The organism is Flavicella sp., assembly GCF_029238425.1.
Taxonomy (GTDB): domain Bacteria; phylum Bacteroidota; class Bacteroidia; order Flavobacteriales; family Flavobacteriaceae; genus Flavicella.
The window spans coordinates 1-17084 of record NZ_JAQWGB010000035.1 but is presented as its reverse complement, the minus strand read 5'-3'; the positions used below and the strand labels follow the sequence as shown (position 1 = coordinate 17084).

Sequence of the window (17084 nt, the reverse complement as noted above, 5' to 3'; positions counted from 1 at the left end):
CTTATGGAGAGATAATTCATAAAGAAAGAAGAGAGTTTTTGAAAATATTTATACCTATCTTTAATGAGAGGTATCAAACGATATCTGAAGGAAAGGAACAAGTGAACTTAGTGTATAAGTCACAATTATTGGAAGATGATTTTGAAAAACTGCTAGAAGATAATCTACATAAAGATAAAATGCTTCAATACACAAGTTCTGGTGTTCATAAGGATGATTTGGTATTTGAGATTGGAGGTTATCCAATTAAAAAGTTTGGTTCTCAAGGACAGCAAAAATCTTATTTAATTGCATTGAAATTGGCTCAGTTTGATTTTATCAAAAAACAATCTAAGGTGGTGCCAATTCTTTTGTTGGATGATATTTTTGATAAGTTGGATGAGAATCGAGTTTCAAAACTTATTTCATTGGTGAATAATGATCAGTTCGGTCAATTATTTATTACAGATACGCATGCTGAACGAACAGAAGAGGTGGTGCAAAGAATTAATAAATCATATAAAATGTTCGAACTCTCATAGGGTTTGTTAAATAAAAAATATGGCAAAACGTCAAGAAGAATATTTGTCCCTTAAAGATTTGATGGGAAGTTTTATCAAAGAAAATAATCTTTCAAAAGGAATGCAGAAAATTTCTGTGAAAGAAAACTGGGATTCTTTAATGGGGAACGGTGTTGCGAGTTATACGGAAAAAGTTGAACTGCGTAATGGAACTTTGTATGTAAAGCTAAGTTCTTCTGTACTTCGTGAAGAGTTAGGGTATGGAAAGGAAAAAATATTGGCCATGATGAATGAGGCTCTCGGCGGAAATGAAATAAAGAAAGTAATGTTGTTATAATAAAAAAGCCAACTAAATAGTTGGCTTTTTTTATGGAAGATTTTTAAGGTTTATGCTAATAAGATTTTAGCATCCTTTGTATCGTGAATATTTAAGATTTTCAACGACTTAGTTACTTCTACTTTTGATTCTTGCTCTTTAGTGCTAGAAGACAAAGTGAATAATGCGATTGCTGATAAAACGATAAATACTTTCATTACTATTTTATTTTTTACACTGCAAAAATAGATACGAAATCAGAATTTAAAGTTACGGTAATGTTAAGAAAAGGTTGTGAAAAATAAAAACACCTTTCGTTTTAGGAAAAGTGCTTTTATTTTTTTTATTCGATATTAGTTTTTCCATTGATTGATCCAGTCAACCATAACAGCTACCCAGTCATCATTGTCGTTCAAACAAGGGATGTGTTTATAGGATTCTCCTCCTCCTTCTTTAAACTGTTCTTCACCTTCCATGGCAATTTCCTCCAAAGTTTCTAAGCAATCAGAAACGAAAGCAGGAGTGATTACTGCAAGCTTCTTTTTACCTTCTTCTTGTGGTAGTCTTTCAAACTCAAAATCTGTATAAGGCTTTAGCCAAGGATCTCTACCTAAACGTGACTGAAAGGAATTACTATAAGTACCTTCTTTTAGTCCAAGTTCTTTTACAATTTCTTTTGTAGTTTCAAAACATTGGTGTCTGTAACAAGTAGCATGTGCTTTTGAAGGTTTGTTACAGCATGATCCGTCTAGCTTACAATGAGAACCTGTAGTGTCAGATTTTAAAATGTGACGTTCAGGGATTCCGTGGTACGAGAATAGAATATGATCATGTTCGAAGCCTTTGATGTTTTTTCTAATATTATCAGCCATTACCTTAATATAATCTGGCTTATTGAAAAAAGCAGGTAAAACCTCGGTTGTCATCTCAGGGAAAAACTTTTTCTGGACTTGCTTTGCTTTTACTTCTACAGTTTCAAAAGAAGACATCGCATAATGAGGATATAATGGTACCAGTAAAACTTCTGTGACTCCTTGGTCTGCAAGTTTCTGATATCCTTCTTTGATGCTCATAGAGCCGTATCTCATTCCTAAAGCAACAGGAATATCTGTTTTATCAACAACTTTTTTGTGAAATCTTTCTGAAAGAACGATCAGCGGAGAGCCTTCATCCCACCATATTTTTTGATAAGCCTCAGCAGATTTTTTTGGTCTTGTGTTAAGAATGATACCTCTTACAAGTATATTTCTTAAGATAACGTTGGTGTCAATTACACGTTCGTCCATTAAAAATTCGTCCAAATACCTTCTTACGTCTTTAGGATTTGGTGTGTCCGGAGATCCTAAATTTACTAATAATACACCTTTCATTATTTTATTCTTGTTTTGTAAATTGTTTGGGAGTAATTTCAAATCGTTTTTTGAAAGCTGCAATAAAATGGCTTGAGTTACTGTAGCCAATTTGAGTTGCGATTTCTGAAACGTTTAATTTATTTTCTTCTAAAAGTTTTTTTGAAAAATCTAATTTATAGTTCAAAAGGAACGTAAAAACAGGAGTTCCGTAAAATTCTTTGAATCCCATTTTAAGTTTTTTGATATTGAGTCCTACTTGTTTAGAGAGTTCTTCCAGACTAGGAGGGTTGGCCATGTTTTCAATCATAATGTCTTTGGCCTTTTTTATTTGAGCTACCGTTTCTTCATTTGCCATAAAGGGACAATGGTCTGATTCTGTTTCTTCAGAAATGTTAAAATACAAACTTAGAAGTTCGTATATCTTTCCTTTCATGTATATGTTCTGAAGTGCTCCGTGCAGTTTTTTGTCAACAATTTGATTTAGAACCATTTTTAATGAATTGGAAACAACTTTTTCTTCGATAATAGGTCGTCCTCCTTTGATACTGTCAAAATTGAAAAATGAATCACCTTCATGTGCAAATAAAGAATGAAAATATGGCACAGGAATTAAAAGGCCTAGCAACTCTCCTTTAGGAGGTAATGTTGTCAATACCTTTGTGTCTTCTTCTTTAAAATACACCAATCCAGAATCTTCCGGAGTTAAATGTATCGCACAATGCTCCATGTTAAAGGCAATAGATATTTTTTTATTTAGACTGAAATAAATTTGAATATAATTGTCTTCTAGTTCAAATTGTTGAAAACGAACTTCATCGAAATCGTTTCGGTAATTCACAAGTGTAAAAGTACCTTTTTCTCTATAAAGACGAATAGTACTTTTGTCGATGTTTTTAAATTTTGAAGTATCGAAATTCATTCGTGATAAATATTTTACACAGCAAAAATACGATAAAAATACCGATAAAACTCAAAGTTTTTTGAGGGGTGTTTTTGTGGTTTTATAGCAATAAATTCTATGATATTTACCATGAAAATATTGTAATGGCTTGTTTTTTAGAGGTTTTTGTTTTGTTTGTAATCATTCTAAATTAACTCTAAATTCCTTTCAACGTTATTTAAAGTCCTTTTAGCGATGTTTTTATCGGATGTAAGGTGGTACTTTTGGCGTGGTTTATTTATCCTAATCATGAAATGAGCCATAATCAGAACGAAATATAGTATTGATGAGTATCGAATCTAAAGGAAGAAAATTATATAATGTTGGTTTAAGTTATAAAAAAGCCGATGTGAAAACTAGGGGAGCTTTTAGTATAACTAAAGAAAACCAAGTTTTACTTCTGAGAGAAGCAAAGAAGTTTGGCGTAGATGGAGTGTTTATTTTGTCTACTTGTAACAGAACTGAAATCATGGGTTTTGCAAACCATCCGTTTGAATTGATTTCTTTGTTATGTAAATATTCACAGGGATCGGTCGAGGAATTTGTGAATGTGTCTAATGTGTATAAGGGAAAGGATGCTATTCGTCATCTGTTTAAAATTGCCACAGGGTTGGATAGTCAGATATTAGGAGATTACGAAATTGTAGGGCAATTGAAAGAGTCTTTTCAAACCGCAAAAGACCAAAATACTTTAAATGCTTATTTAGAAAGATTGATCAATCTAGTTCTACAGGCTAGTAAAAAAGTAAAAAACTCAACAAAATTAAGCTCAGGGACAACTTCAGTTTCTTATGCTGCTGTTCAATATATTATTGAAAAAGTAAGCGATTTTGAGTCAAAAAATATTTTGGTGTATGGTTTAGGGGATATCGGTAAAAATACCTGCAAGAACTTAATTCAGTACACAGAGAACGATAATGTTGTTTTGATCAACAGAACAGAAAGCAAAGCAAGAGAATTCCATAAACAACATAAAGAAGTTAGAGTTGAAACTTTAGAAACTTTGAATATAGAAATTGAAAAAGCAGATATTTTAATAGTTTCTACAGGTGCAAATGTGCCAACCATTACTACGGAGCATGTTGCAAAAGATAAAGAGTTGTTGATTTTGGATTTGTCTATGCCAGAAAATGTTGACTTGGCCGTGGGTGAGTTAGCAGCTGTGAATTTGGTGAATATTGATGAATTATCAAAAATCACAAATAAAACCATTGCTGAAAGAGAAAAAGAAATTCCAAAGGCAGAAGCGATCATTGAAGATCATAAGTCTGAATTTATGGAGTGGCTGGATCATAGAAAATTTACGCCTGCTGTAAATGCATTAAAATCTTCATTGATGTCTATTCAAAATGACGCAATAGATTTTCAGAGTAAAAAAACAGACGGGTTTAATGTGGCACATGCAGAGGTAATTGCTTCTAGGATGATTCAGAAAATAACGACCCAATTTGTCAAACATTTAAAAGCCGACGATACTTCTGTAGATCAGAGTATTGATGTGATTTCAAAAATGTTTGATATGGAAATAAATAAATAATTTTCCCAATAAATATATGACCAAAGCAATTAGAATAGGGACTAGGAATAGTGAGTTGGCCTTATGGCAAGCACATTTAGTTCAAAACTCGCTAGAAGATTTAGGATATACTACTGAAATAATTGAATTGTCTTCTGTAGGAGATGAGATATTGGATATTCCTTTGCATCAAATTGGTAGTATGGGAGTGTTTACTAAAACTCTTGATGTTGCTATGTTAAGAGGGCAAATAGATATTGCAGTACATTCTTTAAAAGATGTACCTACGCAATTGCCTGAGACTATAGTTCAAGCTGCCGTTTTGGAAAGAGCAGATGTTAATGATGTCATTGTTTATAAAGGAACGGAGGAAGATTTACTTGCAGAAGGAGCTACCATCGCTACAGGGAGTTTGAGAAGAACAGCACAATGGTTGCATAAATATCCAACGCATACGCTTACTGATTTAAGAGGGAATGTAAATACCCGCTTGAAAAAATTGGAAGATAACAATTGGAACGGAGCTATTTTTGCTAAAGCTGGTTTAGAACGAATCAATTTGTTGCCTAAAGAACATCTAGTGTTGGATTGGATGATTCCGGCTCCAGCTCAAGGAGCTATAATGATTACAGCCTTGGAGTCTGATGCTTTTGTTTTGGATGCTTGTAAAAAATTACACCATGAGGAAACAGCACTATGTGTTGGGATAGAACGTGATTTCATGAGAACTTTGGAAGGGGGATGTACGGCGCCAATTGGAGGGTATGCTGAAATTGATGGAGAAAATATTTCTTTCAAAGGTTTGTTAAGCGCTATTGATGGGAAAGAACAAAAAGGAATCTTTAGAGCTGCCTCTATCAAAGAAGCAAAACAATTGGGAGTAGATTGTGCCAAAGAAATACTTTCAGATGGTGGAGCTGAATTGATGAAGGAAATTAAAAAAGTCATAAAAAAATAATTCAAGAGGAAATCAAAGTGAAAGTTTTATCAACGAAAATTTTATCCAAAAAACAAAAATCAGCAATGGAAGGAATTGCTATGGATGAGATTTCGATGATTGATATTTCTTACGGATGTGATTTCAAAATTGAAGAAAATATAATAAACGCTGTCTTTACAAGTGCTAATAGTGTGCGCTCTGTTTTTGAAAAGCATCAAATAGCAACGTCGTTTTTTGATGTGGTCTTTTGTGTGGGTTCTAAGACAAAGCAATTGTTAGAAAGCTTTGGGATAAAAGTAGCTTTGATGGCAAATAATGCGTTGGAATTGGCGGAGTTGTTGGCAGCACGATTTGCACAAAATACAGAAGGTATTAAAGAAATAAGTTGGTTTTGTGGGAATCTTAGAAACAACGATTTGCCACAGATCATGGCTGAAAATGGAGTTTTGGTCACAGAATATTTAGTGTATCAAACAAAGCTGAATCCTGTAGTTGTTGAAGAGACATATGACGCCATCTTATTTTTTAGTCCCTCAGGAATCGAAAGTTTTATTAAAAAAAACAAACCAAATTCAAGACCAGTAGTGTGTATAGGTAGTACCACTGCAACAAAAGCTATTGAATTTTTTGATAATGTGTATATTTCAGATAAAACTACGGTAGAGTCTGTGTTAGATAAAGTAAATGAAATACTAGTAGAATAGTTATGAATAGAACAAGACGTCTTAGGAAAACGGAAGGGATTAGAAGATTGGTTCGTGAGAACAAGTTGACAACAGATGATTTGATTTATCCTTTGTTTATTGAGGAAGGTGAAAATATTGAAAAAGAAATTGTTTCAATGCCAGGGATCAAACGTTTTTCTTTAGATCGTTTGCATACAGAGTTAGATGAAGTGGTTTCATTGGATATTCCTGCGGTGTTGTTATTCGGTATTCCAGCTGAAAAGGACGATTGCGGAACAGAAACTTGGAATGATGACGGAATTATGCAACAAGCTATTCGTTATATCAAAAAAAACTATCCAAGTTTGTATGTGATAACGGACGTATGTTTTTGTGAATATACAAGTCATGGTCATTGTGGTGTTATTTGTGATAATGATGTTGACAATGATGCGACCTTAGTAAATTTAGCAAAGCAAGTCATCTCGCATGCGAAAGCAGGAGTGGATATGGTTGCTCCTTCTGGAATGATGGATGGAACAATTGCTACCATTCGTGAGGCTTTAGATAATACTGGGTTTTATAACCTACCAATAATGGGGTATTCTGTAAAATATGCATCTGCATTTTATGGACCTTTTAGAGATGCAGCAGATTCGGCACCAACTTTCGGAGATAGAAGAACCTATCAAATGGATCCTTCAAATAGAGATGAAGGTTTAAGAGAAGCAACTTTTGATGATCAAGAGGGAGCAGATATATTGATGGTAAAACCGGCTTTATCTTATTTAGATATTATTAGAGATTTGAAAAACACGTATGATCGCCCCATAGCTTGTTATAATGTAAGTGGTGAGTATGCAATGGTAAAGGCCGCCGCAGAAAAAGGTTGGATTGATGGTGAGCGAGTGATGATGGAATCTTTGTTATCTATGAAGCGTGCTGGAGCAGATATCATCATAACATATTTTGCAAAAGAGGTAGCTAAAATTTTACATAAGTAAAATTTTGCAATTAGCTTTTAGTCATTGGCTATTAGCGAACATAAAATTTAAAAAATGAGCTAAAAGCCAAGAGCTAATAGCTAAAAGCTAAAAAAAAATGAAATTCAAACAATCAGAAAAACTATACAATAAAGGTTTAGAAAATCTTGTTGGAGCTGTGAATTCTCCTGTGAGGGCATTTGCATCAGTAGGAGGAAACCCTTTGTTTATTGATAAAGCAAAAGGAAGTAAGATAAAAGATGTTGATGGGAATAGATACATTGATATGGTTTTGTCTTATGGACCTATGATTTTAGGGCATCGTCATAAAAAAGTTGAGAAAGCTATTTCAAAAGCATTGAAAAATGGATATTCTTTTGGAGCTTCTACAAATGCTGAAATAAAATTAGCAAAGATTGTTTGTGATGCTTTTCCAGGAATGGATAAAGTTCGTTTTGTGAATTCTGGTACGGAAGCTGTTTTAAGTGCGATTCGTTTGGCGAGAGCACATACAGGGAATGATAAAATAATTAAATTTTCTGGTTGTTACCATGGTCATATGGATGCGATGTTGGTAGCAGCAGGATCTGGATTGGCTACTTTGAGTTTACCAGGATCAAAAGGAGTGCCTTCTCTGGCAGTTGAGAATACTTTGATTGCAGAATACAATAACTTAGAGTCTGTAAAGAAACATATTGAAGAAAACTCAGATATAGCTGCAGTTATTTTAGAACCTGTAACGGGTAATATGGGGGTTGTACAGCCTTCTGATGCATTTATAAAGGGACTGAGAGAATTGACAAAGGAGCACGGTGTGCTCTTGATTTGTGATGAGGTGATGACTGGTTTCCGTTCTAAATTTGGTGGTGCTCAAGAGTTGATTGGAATTGAAGCAGATATTACTTGTTTAGGTAAAGTAATAGGTGGAGGTTTTCCTGTAGGAGCGTATGGAGCAAGCAATGAAATTATGGAAAATGTAGCGCCTTTGGGAGGAATGTATCAGGCAGGAACGTTGTCAGGTAATCCTATTGCAATGGCAGCTGGAATTTCTACTTTAACTGAGTTGAAACGTCAAAATCCATATGAGAAGTTTGAGAAAATAGCTGGTAAAATCGAAACTATTTTATTAGAAGGAGCTAAAAAATACAATGTAGATCTGACTGTCAATAAATTTGGTTCGATGATCAATCCATTTTTTGCAGCGGAAGAAGTGAAGAATTTTACGGATGCTCAAAAATGTGATACCGATAAATTTGCGGTATTCTTTTGGGAGATGATTAAAAACGGAGTGTTTTTACCACCCTCTCAATTTGAGTCTTGGTTTTTGTGTTCAGCTTTGTCTGATAAAGATGTAGAGAACTTTGAGAAAGCAGTGGATGCAGCGATGAAAATGGTAGCAGGAAAGTAGATAGGAGTTAAGAAGTAAAGATTCATGAATCAAGTATAACAACGATGCATAGTTTTAAAGAATTACATGTTTGGAAATTATCGAAAGACTTATGTAAAGAAATTTACTCAGTAACTAATAGTTTCCCGGATTCTGAAAAATATGGGTTGATAGGTCAATTAAATAGGGCTGCTATATCTATTCCATCAAACATCGCTGAGGGATCAAGTAGAAAATCTGATAAAGATTTTTCTCGGTTTATTGATATCGCTTTGGGTTCTTCTTTTGAAGTAGAAACCCAGATAATAATAGCATCAGATTTAAAACTAATAGATGAATCGACTTTTTTGAAAATAGAAAAATCGATTCAGCAAGTTCAGAAGATGTTATATAAATTTAATCAACATTTAAAATAAGCTTGAGTCCTGATTCTTGATTCAAGATACTATAATATTATGATAAAAAACGATTTATACTTAAGAGCGTTAAAAGGAGAGATAGTAGAAAGACCTCCGGTTTGGATGATGCGTCAAGCAGGTAGATACTTGCCAGAATTCCAAGAAATAAAAAAGAAATACGATTTCTTTACAAGATGTCAGACTCCTGAGTTGGCCGCTGAAATAACGGTTCAGCCGATTCGAAGATATGGAATGGATGCTGCCATTTTGTTTTCTGATATATTGGTAATTCCACAGGCTATGAATATAGAAGTGGAAATGAAAAATGGAATCGGACCTTGGTTGCCAAATCCAATTCGTACGATGGCGGATGTTGAAAAAGCAATTGTTCCAGATATTGATGAAACTTTGGGTTATGTGATGGATGCGATCAAACTTACAAAGCAAATGTTGGAGGATGAAATTCCTTTGATTGGTTTTGCAGGTTCACCATGGACAATTTTATGTTATTGTATCCAAGGACAAGGTTCTAAGAATTTTGATAAAGCGAAAGAGTTTTGTTTTACGCAGCCAGTAGCTGCCCATACATTATTGCAAAAAATCACAGATACTACAATTGCCTACTTGAAGAAAAAAGTAGAGGCTGGTGTAAATGCTGTTCAGGTTTTTGATTCATGGGGTGGAATGTTGTCACCAGTAGATTACCAGGAGTTCTCTTGGAAATATATCAATCAAATTATTGAAGCCTTGAAAGATGATGCTCCGGTAATTGCTTTTGGTAAAGGATGTTGGTTTGCATTGGAAGATATGTCTAAGTCAAACGCCTCAGCTTTAGGTGTTGATTGGACGATAACTCCAGAATGGGCAAGAAAATTAACAGGAGGAAATATTACTTTGCAAGGTAATTTTGATCCAACACGATTATTCTCGCCGCCGGCAGAAATAAAAAAGCAAGTGAAAACTATGATTGATGCTTTTGGAAAAGATAAATATATTGTGAATTTAGGTCATGGTATTTTACCAAACATAGGGTTGGAAAATGCAGGAGCGTTTATTGAAGCGGTTAAAGAATATAATTCATAGTATTTGGATACTGGTAGTTAGATGTTAGAAAAATCCGAACTACCAACTACCAACTACCAACTACCAACTACTCTAAAGATGAAAGAACAATTTTACGCATACATACAAAATCTTCAAGATACCATTACTTCAACATTAGAGGAGCTGGATGGGAAAGCGAAGTTTGTAGAAGATTTATGGAAACGACCTGAAGGAGGTGGTGGTAGAACACGTGTTATAGAAAATGGAAATATTTTTGAAAAAGGAGGAGTAAATATCTCTGCTGTTCATGGAAAATTACCAGAGGCTATGCAAAAGAATTTAGGTGTCTCAGACTCTGAGTTCTTCGCTTGTGGATTGTCTTTGGTATTACATCCCAAAAATCCAATGGTGCCAACGGTACATGCAAATTGGCGTTATTTTGAGATGTATGACGACAAAGGAGAAATTGTCACTCAATGGTTTGGAGGAGGTCAAGATTTGACTCCTTATTATTTATTTGATGAGGATGCGGTACATTTTCATCAGACATGTAAGTCGGCTTGCGATAAACACAATCCTGAGTTTTATCCAATGTATAAAAAGCGTTGTGATGAGTATTTTTGGAATGCTCATAGAGATGAAGCTCGTGGAGTAGGAGGATTGTTTTTTGATTATTTAAAAAAGACGGATGAATTTAGTTTACAGGATCGTTATGATTTTGTGACAGAAATTGGAAATAGTTTTTTACAAAGTTACGTCCCGATTGTTGAAGCGCGTAAGGAGTTAAGTTATTCTGACTCCCAGAGAGATTGGCAGGAGGTGAGAAGAGGACGCTATGTAGAATTTAATTTGGTGCACGACAAGGGAACTTTGTTTGGTTTGAAAACAAACGGTAGAATAGAATCTATTTTGATGAGTTTGCCTCCCAAAGTTCAATGGCATTACAATCATACACCAGAGGAAGGAAGTGATGAGGCTTATCTAGTTTCGGTATTACAAAAACCTAAAGACTGGGTATAAAAAAAGAGGATGTTTTTAAACATCCTCTTTTTTTTGTAATATTAATAAGTTATTTATTGTCTTGTATAAATATCCGAGGTATCGTTATCATCCCATTTTAGAGTTAGTTTATCTTCGTCTATGGAATATATTCCTGTGTTTGTTTGCATCTGGTTTTCCTCAGTAAAACTTGCTGTTATGCTTTCTCCGTCTAGTTGATAGGTTCCTTCAATTCTATAATTGGAAGTTTCTCCATCTTCCGTTTCTGTACCTACAACTAGAAAAGTGGTTGCGGTAAAAGTTAGCGTTTCTGAAAAAGAAAACCCCTCCTCACTAAATGAGGTTGCCCATGTTCCTGTCAATGAATCGTTTGATCCTTGTTCATCATCATTGCTGTTACATGCAGTAAATGAAATTGTTATAATACTTAGTATTATTAGTAGTGTTTTTTTCATAATAAAAATTTAAGAGTTGGTTGAAGTTAACTCTTAAAGGTAATCTATTTATATTTAAGAAGTTTTAGGGATTAGGTTTTTTATATTCCTAATTGGTGAATTAACTAGGAAGTGGTAATTTTACATAAGAGATAAAAGAAATTATTATGATGAGAAATATATATATGTTTTTGTTTATAGCAGTGTCTTTGATAGCCTGTGAGAAAGAAGCTAAAAAGAATAAAAAAGAAAGTTCATTTGCCCATGAGGTGGTCGCAAAAGAAATTATTCAAGTAAGTGGGTATACGTATGTGCGTTCAGAAGAAAACGGAAAAGAGGTTTGGTTGGCTGCACCTTCTTTTGAGGGTAAAGTAGGGCAGACTTATTATTTTAATGAAGGTTTAGAAATGGTTCAATTCAAAAGTAAAGAATTGAATAGAACCTTTGAATCCATTTTATTTTTACAAAAAATCCATAAGGACCCAAACGGAAAAGATAAAACGGTTCCAGTAGTGAAAGCAAAACCTTTGCCTAAAACAGACAATATAAAGATAGAGAAAGTTGAAGGGGTGACAACCGTTGCGGAATTATTTGGAAATCTGTCAAAATTTAAAGGAAAAAAAATACGAGTAAAAGGAAAAGTAACAAAGTTCAATGCCATGATCATGAACAAAAACTGGATTCATTTAGAGGATGGTACAAAATATGGAAGTGATTATGATCTGATTATAACATCTAAAGAAACTTTTGAAGTAGGTGATGTGGTAACATTAGAAGGGATCGTTGCTACAAATATAGATCTAGGATATGGTTATAAATATAAAGTTCTCATCCAAGAGGCTGCTCAATTAATCGATTTATAGATGGTTATTTGGCTTAATTGAATGATTTAAAATAAAAAAAAGGATGTTAATTGTTAACATCCTTTTTTTTGTTTCAAACTTAAATGATTATTGTTTTATATAAACCGTCGGGCCATTTTCATTGGACATAGTTAGGATAAGTTCCAGGTCTGTTGAGGTGTATTTTCCAGTATCGGTATCGCCATTGGAATAGGTGAAAGATAAATTAGTACCATCAGACTCGTATGTTCCAGTTAAGGTAACGTTTAAATCAGGACTCGTGTTGTTTACTCCTTGGTAAATATATGATTGATCTGCTTTAAAAGTTCTGGTGATTGAAATACTACCACCATCTGATGTGTATTTCCATTTTCCAATAATTGGGTAAACACCAGGAGTGACTGTAGCTCTATCACATGACCCTAAGCTAATAAAAAATATAGATACTATTGCAATGAAGATTTTTTTCAAAATAATAAGTTTTAGGCATCAAAATTAAAACATTTAAGTTTTAAATCCTTTTATTCAACTATTTTTTTTAACATTCCTTTAAATATAACTCCATGGAAAGGAAGTACGGCATACCAATACAAACGTCCTAGAAGCCCTTTAGGTCTAAATACAGCTCTTTGGTATAGTTGGTCTTTTATCATTTTAAACTCAAGCCAGGCTTCACCAGGAAGTTTCATTTCGGCATATAGTAATAATCGACCTTCTTCTTTGTTGGCATAAATTACTCTCCAAAAATCTAAGGCATCTCCAGTTTGAAGTTTTGTAGGGTGTGTTCTTCCTCTTCTAAGTCCAATACCACCAACCAATTTATCCATATAACCTCTTATCTTCCAAAGAAAATCAGCTACATACCAGCCGGTATCTCCTCCAATAGCCCAAATTTTATTTAGTGTTTTTTCTCTGTTTTTTACGGTTTTATGTCTTATGTCTCTAAAACATCCAAAATGTGGAATGTTGATGTGTTTTGATAGTTTGTCCTCATTGGTTCCGTTGACCATGGCATCTTTCCAACTTGAAATCAAAACATTTTGTTCTATGGTATCAAAGGCTCTTTCTACGGCCTTTTTGTATGGTATAGGTTTGATAGCTAGCGTTTCTGCAAGTTTGTTTGTTTTACCAATAATTTCAACTTTCATGCTATCTACCAAACTTGAAGCTAGTGAATAGGATGTTGAGGTTACAAAATACAACCAATACGATGATAGTTTTGGCGTCATTACAGGTACTGTTATAATCGTTCTATGTAATTTACGGACATCTGCAAACTCCAACAACATTTTCTTGTAGGTTAGGATTTCAGGGCCGTAAATGTCAAAAGATTTATTGAATAATTCTTTTCGCAACAAAACTCTGTTCAGAAATAGAATTACATCCGAAATACCAATAGGTTGTGTTTTGGTTTGTAACCATTTGGGAGCAACCATAATAGGAAGTTTTTCAACTAAATCTCTTATGATTTCAAAGGACGCACTACCACTACCAACTATAATTCCAGCCTTTAAGGTTGTTAGGGCGTAGTGATCAGAAGCTAATTTTTTTTCCACATTCTTTCTAGATTGCAAATGCTCAGAAAGATCTTCATCGTTGGTGATACCGCTTAAATAGATAACCTGTTCAAGGTTTGTATTGCCCACATATTTTTTGAAATTAATAGCACAAGTTTCTTCTAGTGAACTAAAATCATTTGATGATGTTGACATAGAGTGAATCAAATAATAGGCAGCATCAATGTCAGATGGTATTTTTATGTTTTCATCAAAAATCAAAAAATCAATTTCAATAAAAGAAATAAGTTTGTTGTTTTTGAAATGTTCAGGAATTCTCATCAGATCTCTGATACAACAAACTAGTTCGTGTTGCTGATCAAGAAGCAAAGGAATCAGCCTTTTAGCAATATAACCTGTTGTACCTGTGATGAGAATTTTCATAATTTATTTAGGTCTTTGATATGCTTGTCTTTTTGGTGCGAGGGGAATGGTGTAACCATCAAGACCATTGATTGTAGCAATATTCGCTTTGCTTAAATTAATAAATAAATCGTTTTCAATCAAGGATTCTTTTACATATAATTTAACTATTTCTCCTAGAACAAGAATAGTTCCATTTGCTTTTATATGATGTTCCTCAAGGAATTTTAGTCCAATTTGAATGGGTGAACCCTTTACAAAAGGAGCTTTGAAATTATCTTTGTATTCTTCTTCAAGATCAGTTTTTTCAAATTCGCTTATACCTTCAGGGTATTTGGCTGAAGTATGATGTGCGTCCGTGATAATTTTTTCATGAACAGGGTTGATTGTGAAATAACCAGTGGTTTTAATATTAGTATAGGTATTGCGCGTTACTGTCGTAGGTCTCACAACAAAACCAAATATTGCTGGTGCCGATCCATAATGAGTTACTGAACTGAAAATAGCTAGGTTGGTTATGTGGTCTTCTGAAATAGTACCTATTAAATTAGCCGACTTATAACCTGTTGCAGAGTTTATTAAATTTATTTTCTCTAGATGGGGAAGTTTGTCAATTTGATTTTTTGAAAATTCAATCATGCTATCGTATAATATGTTTTGATACTAATGTCTTTGGCTTTCAAATCATGCATCAAGTTATAAAGTCCGAAAAACGTTCTGTTGATGTAAATAAAATGTTTGGAACCTCTATTCCCATTCATATCTTTTAGTTCTGTTGATTTGGCATATTTAGCTCCTAATTCAGCAATTCTATTAAAGAAAACACCATCTGAAAAATCAAAAGTATCTACTTGAAAAGGTTGTGTAAAAAGGCTTAACATTTCATGAAATAATTCTTTAAAGAAAACTTTTTCTCTTTCTGTGTCATCTTCTCTCAAGATTTCCAGTTCAAATAATGTTTTTTCAAATATTTCAGGATTGTCAATATTTTCTTTTTTCGCAAGTTCAAAATAAGGAATATAGAATTCATCAGGGATGGTTTTCATACAGCCAAAATCAATAACAATCAATTCTCCATTTGTGTTTACCAAAAAATTACCTGGATGTGGGTCTGCGTGGACTTTTTTCAATTTGTGAATCTGAAACATGTAAAAATCCCACAAAGCTTGTCCTAGTTTTTTAGAAGTTTCAGGTGACATTTCCTGATTTGTGTATTCAGATAAATGAATGCCGTCCATCCAACTCATTGTTAAAATTCTTTCGGAAGAGAACTCTTTGTAATAAGTTGGGAATTTTAAATTAGGAATGTGCTCGCAAGCATTTGCAATTTCTTCACTTTGATCAAATTCTAAATTGTAGTTTGTCTCTTCCGTTAGCTTGTCTTCGACTTCTTTAAAATATCGATCAGAGTTTTCTCCTCTGATATTGAACATTTTCATCGCTATGGGTTTCACTAAGGCAAGATCGGTTGAAATACTTTCTGCAACACCTGGGTATTGAATTTTAACAGCGAGTTTTACTCCGTCTTTTTCAGCTTTATGAACTTGACCAATACTAGCCGCATTCACTGAATTTACGTTGAACTTGTCAAATAATTCCGAAGGATGTTTTCCGAAATAATTTTTAAACGATTTAACAACCAAAGGAGGAGATAATGGCGGAACAGAAAATTGTGCTAAGGAGAATTTCTCAACATACGCTCTAGGTAAAATATTTTTTTCCATACTAAGCATCTGAGCAACTTTTAAAGCACTTCCCTTCATGGTCTTTAATCCATCATAAATATCCTCAGCATTTGCTTTGTTAAGTTTTTCTTTGGCCTCTTCCTCTGTGCTAATAATTTTATCACCATAGTATTTCATATAGTTTACACCCACTTTTGCGCCTGTTTTTACAAGTTTTGTGGCTCTTTGTATTTTTGAAGTAGGTATGTTGTCTATTGTTTTCATTTTGGAATTTTTAAAGTTTAAAATCCATTTTTTCTTTTAGGATGAATTTACCTAGGTCGATGAAACTTTTTATGGGTTGTGTGTTGATCATGTCAAAAGAGGCATGAACACTTTTCTCTATAAATACATCTGTTTTCTCGAATGAAGGTGAGGTGTCATTCATCCAAAATTTTAAGATTAGTAAGAATTGTACCCAAAAACCTTCCTCAAAACCTTTGTTTTGTATCTTTTGAAGTTTTTCTTGTTTTAGATCAAGCTTCTCAATTCCAATCTGATTGACAAACTCAATAAATGTTTGCTTCAAACCAGATAGTTTTTTTAAAGATTTTAATTTCGATCCCTGTCCGTTTAAATCCATTAAAACATAAGAACGATTTGCAGTGAAATTTTCAAAAATTGTAAAATACAAGCTAAGCAATTTGTCTTTTGGCGCATATGTTTCAAATTCTTCGTTTTTCTCTAACAATGAAATCGAATTTTCTATAAAAATTGAGAAAATTTTATGTTCTATTTGTTCAAACGAACTAAAGAATTTATAAAATTCAGATTCTTCCATCTGTAAGTCTTTCGCAAACTTATAAATAGAAGTAGGCTTATTTCCTTCAGAAAGGAATAGGTCCATGTATTTTGAAATAATTTCTAGTGCTGTGATTTCCTTTTTTTTTGTTGCCATGATATGAGTTTCTATTCATCAAAGATACATAATGTTTAATAAATAGTATTGTTTATTAAACAAAAAAATGTAGTTTTGTATTAAATTACGTTTTATAAAGTTAATCTATTTATTATGAAAACAATAGGAATCATAGGAGGAAGTAGTGGAATTGGACACGCTATCATAGAGTTAGAAAAAGACAGAAATAAAATTATAAGTATACAGCGTAATCCAACTGGGATTTT

19 protein-coding genes and 1 pseudogene are annotated in these 17084 nt (G+C 33.5%); 11 read left to right on the top strand and 9 right to left on the bottom strand.

The genetic code is table 11. The annotated features are described in order from the left end of the window. Positions 1 to 521, top strand: a pseudogene (locus tag P8H68_RS02475) (DNA replication and repair protein RecF); the annotation flags it as partial. A 19-nt stretch (positions 522 to 540) separates the two neighbouring features. Continuing rightward, a complete protein-coding gene (locus P8H68_RS02470) occupies positions 541 to 837 on the top strand; it encodes a DUF721 domain-containing protein (protein ID WP_300321179.1) in 297 nt (98 codons plus the stop codon). A gap of 50 nt (positions 838 to 887) precedes the next feature. Here the strand turns inward: P8H68_RS02470 and P8H68_RS02465 are convergent, their stop codons facing one another. From P8H68_RS02465 to P8H68_RS02455, 3 genes are all read right to left on the bottom strand, one after another. Beyond that, positions 888 to 1034, bottom strand: a complete 147-nt coding sequence (locus P8H68_RS02465) for a hypothetical protein (protein WP_300321176.1) — start codon at positions 1032 to 1034, stop codon at positions 888 to 890. Positions 1035 to 1169: 135 nt separating this feature from the next. Beyond that, on the bottom strand, positions 1170 to 2186 hold the full coding sequence (hemH, locus tag P8H68_RS02460; protein ID WP_300321173.1) for a ferrochelatase: 1017 nt from the start codon (positions 2184 to 2186) through the stop codon (positions 1170 to 1172). A 4-nt stretch (positions 2187 to 2190) separates the two neighbouring features. Then, positions 2191 to 3087, bottom strand: coding sequence for an AraC family transcriptional regulator (locus P8H68_RS02455; protein ID WP_300321171.1), 897 nt, complete (start codon positions 3085 to 3087; stop codon positions 2191 to 2193). A gap of 307 nt (positions 3088 to 3394) precedes the next feature. Here P8H68_RS02455 and hemA point away from each other — a divergent pair, with 307 nt between their 5' ends. The 8 genes from hemA to hemF all read left to right on the top strand — a co-directional run bounded on the left by hemA (position 3395) and on the right by hemF (position 11061). Next, entirely contained in the window at positions 3395 to 4645 is a 1251-nt protein-coding gene (gene hemA, locus P8H68_RS02450; RefSeq protein ID WP_300321169.1) for a glutamyl-tRNA reductase, read from the top strand. A 16-nt stretch (positions 4646 to 4661) separates the two neighbouring features. After that, positions 4662 to 5582 (top strand): hydroxymethylbilane synthase, encoded by a 921-nt coding sequence (gene hemC, locus P8H68_RS02445; protein ID WP_300321166.1) that lies wholly within the window; start codon positions 4662 to 4664, stop codon positions 5580 to 5582. Between the two features lie 65 nt (positions 5583 to 5647). After that, a complete protein-coding gene (locus P8H68_RS02440; RefSeq protein WP_300321163.1) occupies positions 5648 to 6268 on the top strand; it encodes a uroporphyrinogen-III synthase in 621 nt (206 codons plus the stop codon). A 2-nt stretch (positions 6269 to 6270) separates the two neighbouring features. Continuing rightward, positions 6271 to 7233: a porphobilinogen synthase gene (hemB, locus tag P8H68_RS02435; RefSeq protein WP_300321160.1), complete on the top strand. Its 963-nt coding sequence runs from the start codon at positions 6271 to 6273 to the stop codon at positions 7231 to 7233. A 97-nt stretch (positions 7234 to 7330) separates the two neighbouring features. After that, positions 7331 to 8620 carry a glutamate-1-semialdehyde 2,1-aminomutase gene (hemL, locus tag P8H68_RS02430; protein WP_300321157.1) on the top strand — a complete coding sequence of 430 codons (1290 nt, stop codon included), beginning with the start codon at positions 7331 to 7333 and terminating at the stop codon, positions 8618 to 8620. Positions 8621 to 8664: 44 nt separating this feature from the next. Then, on the top strand, positions 8665 to 9015 hold the full coding sequence (locus P8H68_RS02425; RefSeq protein WP_300321155.1) for a four helix bundle protein: 351 nt from the start codon (positions 8665 to 8667) through the stop codon (positions 9013 to 9015). A gap of 39 nt (positions 9016 to 9054) precedes the next feature. Then, complete coding sequence (gene hemE, locus P8H68_RS02420; protein WP_300321152.1) at positions 9055 to 10080, top strand: uroporphyrinogen decarboxylase; 1026 nt, start codon at positions 9055 to 9057, stop codon at positions 10078 to 10080. A 78-nt stretch (positions 10081 to 10158) separates the two neighbouring features. Next, on the top strand, positions 10159 to 11061 hold the full coding sequence (gene hemF / locus P8H68_RS02415; RefSeq protein ID WP_300321151.1) for an oxygen-dependent coproporphyrinogen oxidase: 903 nt from the start codon (positions 10159 to 10161) through the stop codon (positions 11059 to 11061). 53 nt (positions 11062 to 11114) lie between these two features. Here the strand turns inward: hemF and P8H68_RS02410 are convergent, their stop codons facing one another. Next, a complete protein-coding gene (locus tag P8H68_RS02410; RefSeq protein ID WP_300321149.1) occupies positions 11115 to 11495 on the bottom strand; it encodes a hypothetical protein in 381 nt (126 codons plus the stop codon). Between the two features lie 146 nt (positions 11496 to 11641). On the opposite strand from P8H68_RS02410, the gene P8H68_RS02405 reads away from it, so the two are divergent. Further along, complete coding sequence (locus P8H68_RS02405) at positions 11642 to 12337, top strand: hypothetical protein (protein WP_300321146.1); 696 nt, start codon at positions 11642 to 11644, stop codon at positions 12335 to 12337. 87 nt (positions 12338 to 12424) lie between these two features. Here the strand turns inward: P8H68_RS02405 and P8H68_RS02400 are convergent, their stop codons facing one another. The 5 genes from P8H68_RS02400 to P8H68_RS02380 are packed head-to-tail and all read right to left on the bottom strand — an operon-like array spanning position 12425 to position 16857. Further along, a complete protein-coding gene (locus P8H68_RS02400) occupies positions 12425 to 12787 on the bottom strand; it encodes a hypothetical protein (protein WP_300321145.1) in 363 nt (120 codons plus the stop codon). A gap of 50 nt (positions 12788 to 12837) precedes the next feature. Beyond that, positions 12838 to 14256 (bottom strand): SDR family oxidoreductase, encoded by a 1419-nt coding sequence (locus P8H68_RS02395; protein ID WP_300321144.1) that lies wholly within the window; start codon positions 14254 to 14256, stop codon positions 12838 to 12840. 3 nt (positions 14257 to 14259) lie between these two features. Beyond that, positions 14260 to 14874, bottom strand: coding sequence for a flavin reductase (locus tag P8H68_RS02390; RefSeq protein ID WP_300321143.1), 615 nt, complete (start codon positions 14872 to 14874; stop codon positions 14260 to 14262). Next, positions 14871 to 16184, bottom strand: a complete 1314-nt coding sequence (locus P8H68_RS02385; protein WP_300321140.1) for an AarF/UbiB family protein — start codon at positions 16182 to 16184, stop codon at positions 14871 to 14873. The genes P8H68_RS02390 and P8H68_RS02385 overlap by 4 nt, the downstream gene beginning before the upstream one ends. Before the next feature lie 10 nt (positions 16185 to 16194). After that, positions 16195 to 16857: a TetR family transcriptional regulator C-terminal domain-containing protein gene (locus tag P8H68_RS02380; RefSeq protein ID WP_300321138.1), complete on the bottom strand. Its 663-nt coding sequence runs from the start codon at positions 16855 to 16857 to the stop codon at positions 16195 to 16197. Positions 16858 to 17084 lie beyond the last annotated feature (227 nt).

What these genes read in the sequence shown, in the direction of transcription:
- P8H68_RS02470 (WP_300321179.1), top strand. Translation starts at nt 541, where the DNA reads ATGGCAAAACGTCAAGAAGAATATTTGTCCCTTAAAGATTTGATGGGA.
- P8H68_RS02465 (WP_300321176.1), bottom strand. Translation starts at nt 1,034, where the DNA reads ATGAAAGTATTTATCGTTTTATCAGCAATCGCATTATTCACTTTGTCT.
- hemH (WP_300321173.1), bottom strand. Translation starts at nt 2,186, where the DNA reads ATGAAAGGTGTATTATTAGTAAATTTAGGATCTCCGGACACACCAAAT.
- P8H68_RS02455 (WP_300321171.1), bottom strand. Translation starts at nt 3,087, where the DNA reads ATGAATTTCGATACTTCAAAATTTAAAAACATCGACAAAAGTACTATT.
- hemA (WP_300321169.1), top strand. Translation starts at nt 3,395, where the DNA reads ATGAGTATCGAATCTAAAGGAAGAAAATTATATAATGTTGGTTTAAGT.
- hemC (WP_300321166.1), top strand. Translation starts at nt 4,662, where the DNA reads ATGACCAAAGCAATTAGAATAGGGACTAGGAATAGTGAGTTGGCCTTA.
- P8H68_RS02440 (WP_300321163.1), top strand. Translation starts at nt 5,648, where the DNA reads ATGGAAGGAATTGCTATGGATGAGATTTCGATGATTGATATTTCTTAC.
- hemB (WP_300321160.1), top strand. Translation starts at nt 6,271, where the DNA reads ATGAATAGAACAAGACGTCTTAGGAAAACGGAAGGGATTAGAAGATTG.
- hemL (WP_300321157.1), top strand. Translation starts at nt 7,331, where the DNA reads ATGAAATTCAAACAATCAGAAAAACTATACAATAAAGGTTTAGAAAAT.
- P8H68_RS02425 (WP_300321155.1), top strand. Translation starts at nt 8,665, where the DNA reads ATGCATAGTTTTAAAGAATTACATGTTTGGAAATTATCGAAAGACTTA.
- hemE (WP_300321152.1), top strand. Translation starts at nt 9,055, where the DNA reads ATGATAAAAAACGATTTATACTTAAGAGCGTTAAAAGGAGAGATAGTA.
- hemF (WP_300321151.1), top strand. Translation starts at nt 10,159, where the DNA reads ATGAAAGAACAATTTTACGCATACATACAAAATCTTCAAGATACCATT.
- P8H68_RS02410 (WP_300321149.1), bottom strand. Translation starts at nt 11,495, where the DNA reads ATGAAAAAAACACTACTAATAATACTAAGTATTATAACAATTTCATTT.
- P8H68_RS02405 (WP_300321146.1), top strand. Translation starts at nt 11,642, where the DNA reads ATGATGAGAAATATATATATGTTTTTGTTTATAGCAGTGTCTTTGATA.
- P8H68_RS02395 (WP_300321144.1), bottom strand. Translation starts at nt 14,256, where the DNA reads ATGAAAATTCTCATCACAGGTACAACAGGTTATATTGCTAAAAGGCTG.
- P8H68_RS02390 (WP_300321143.1), bottom strand. Translation starts at nt 14,874, where the DNA reads ATGATTGAATTTTCAAAAAATCAAATTGACAAACTTCCCCATCTAGAG.
- P8H68_RS02385 (WP_300321140.1), bottom strand. Translation starts at nt 16,184, where the DNA reads ATGAAAACAATAGACAACATACCTACTTCAAAAATACAAAGAGCCACA.
- P8H68_RS02380 (WP_300321138.1), bottom strand. Translation starts at nt 16,857, where the DNA reads ATGGCAACAAAAAAAAAGGAAATCACAGCACTAGAAATTATTTCAAAA.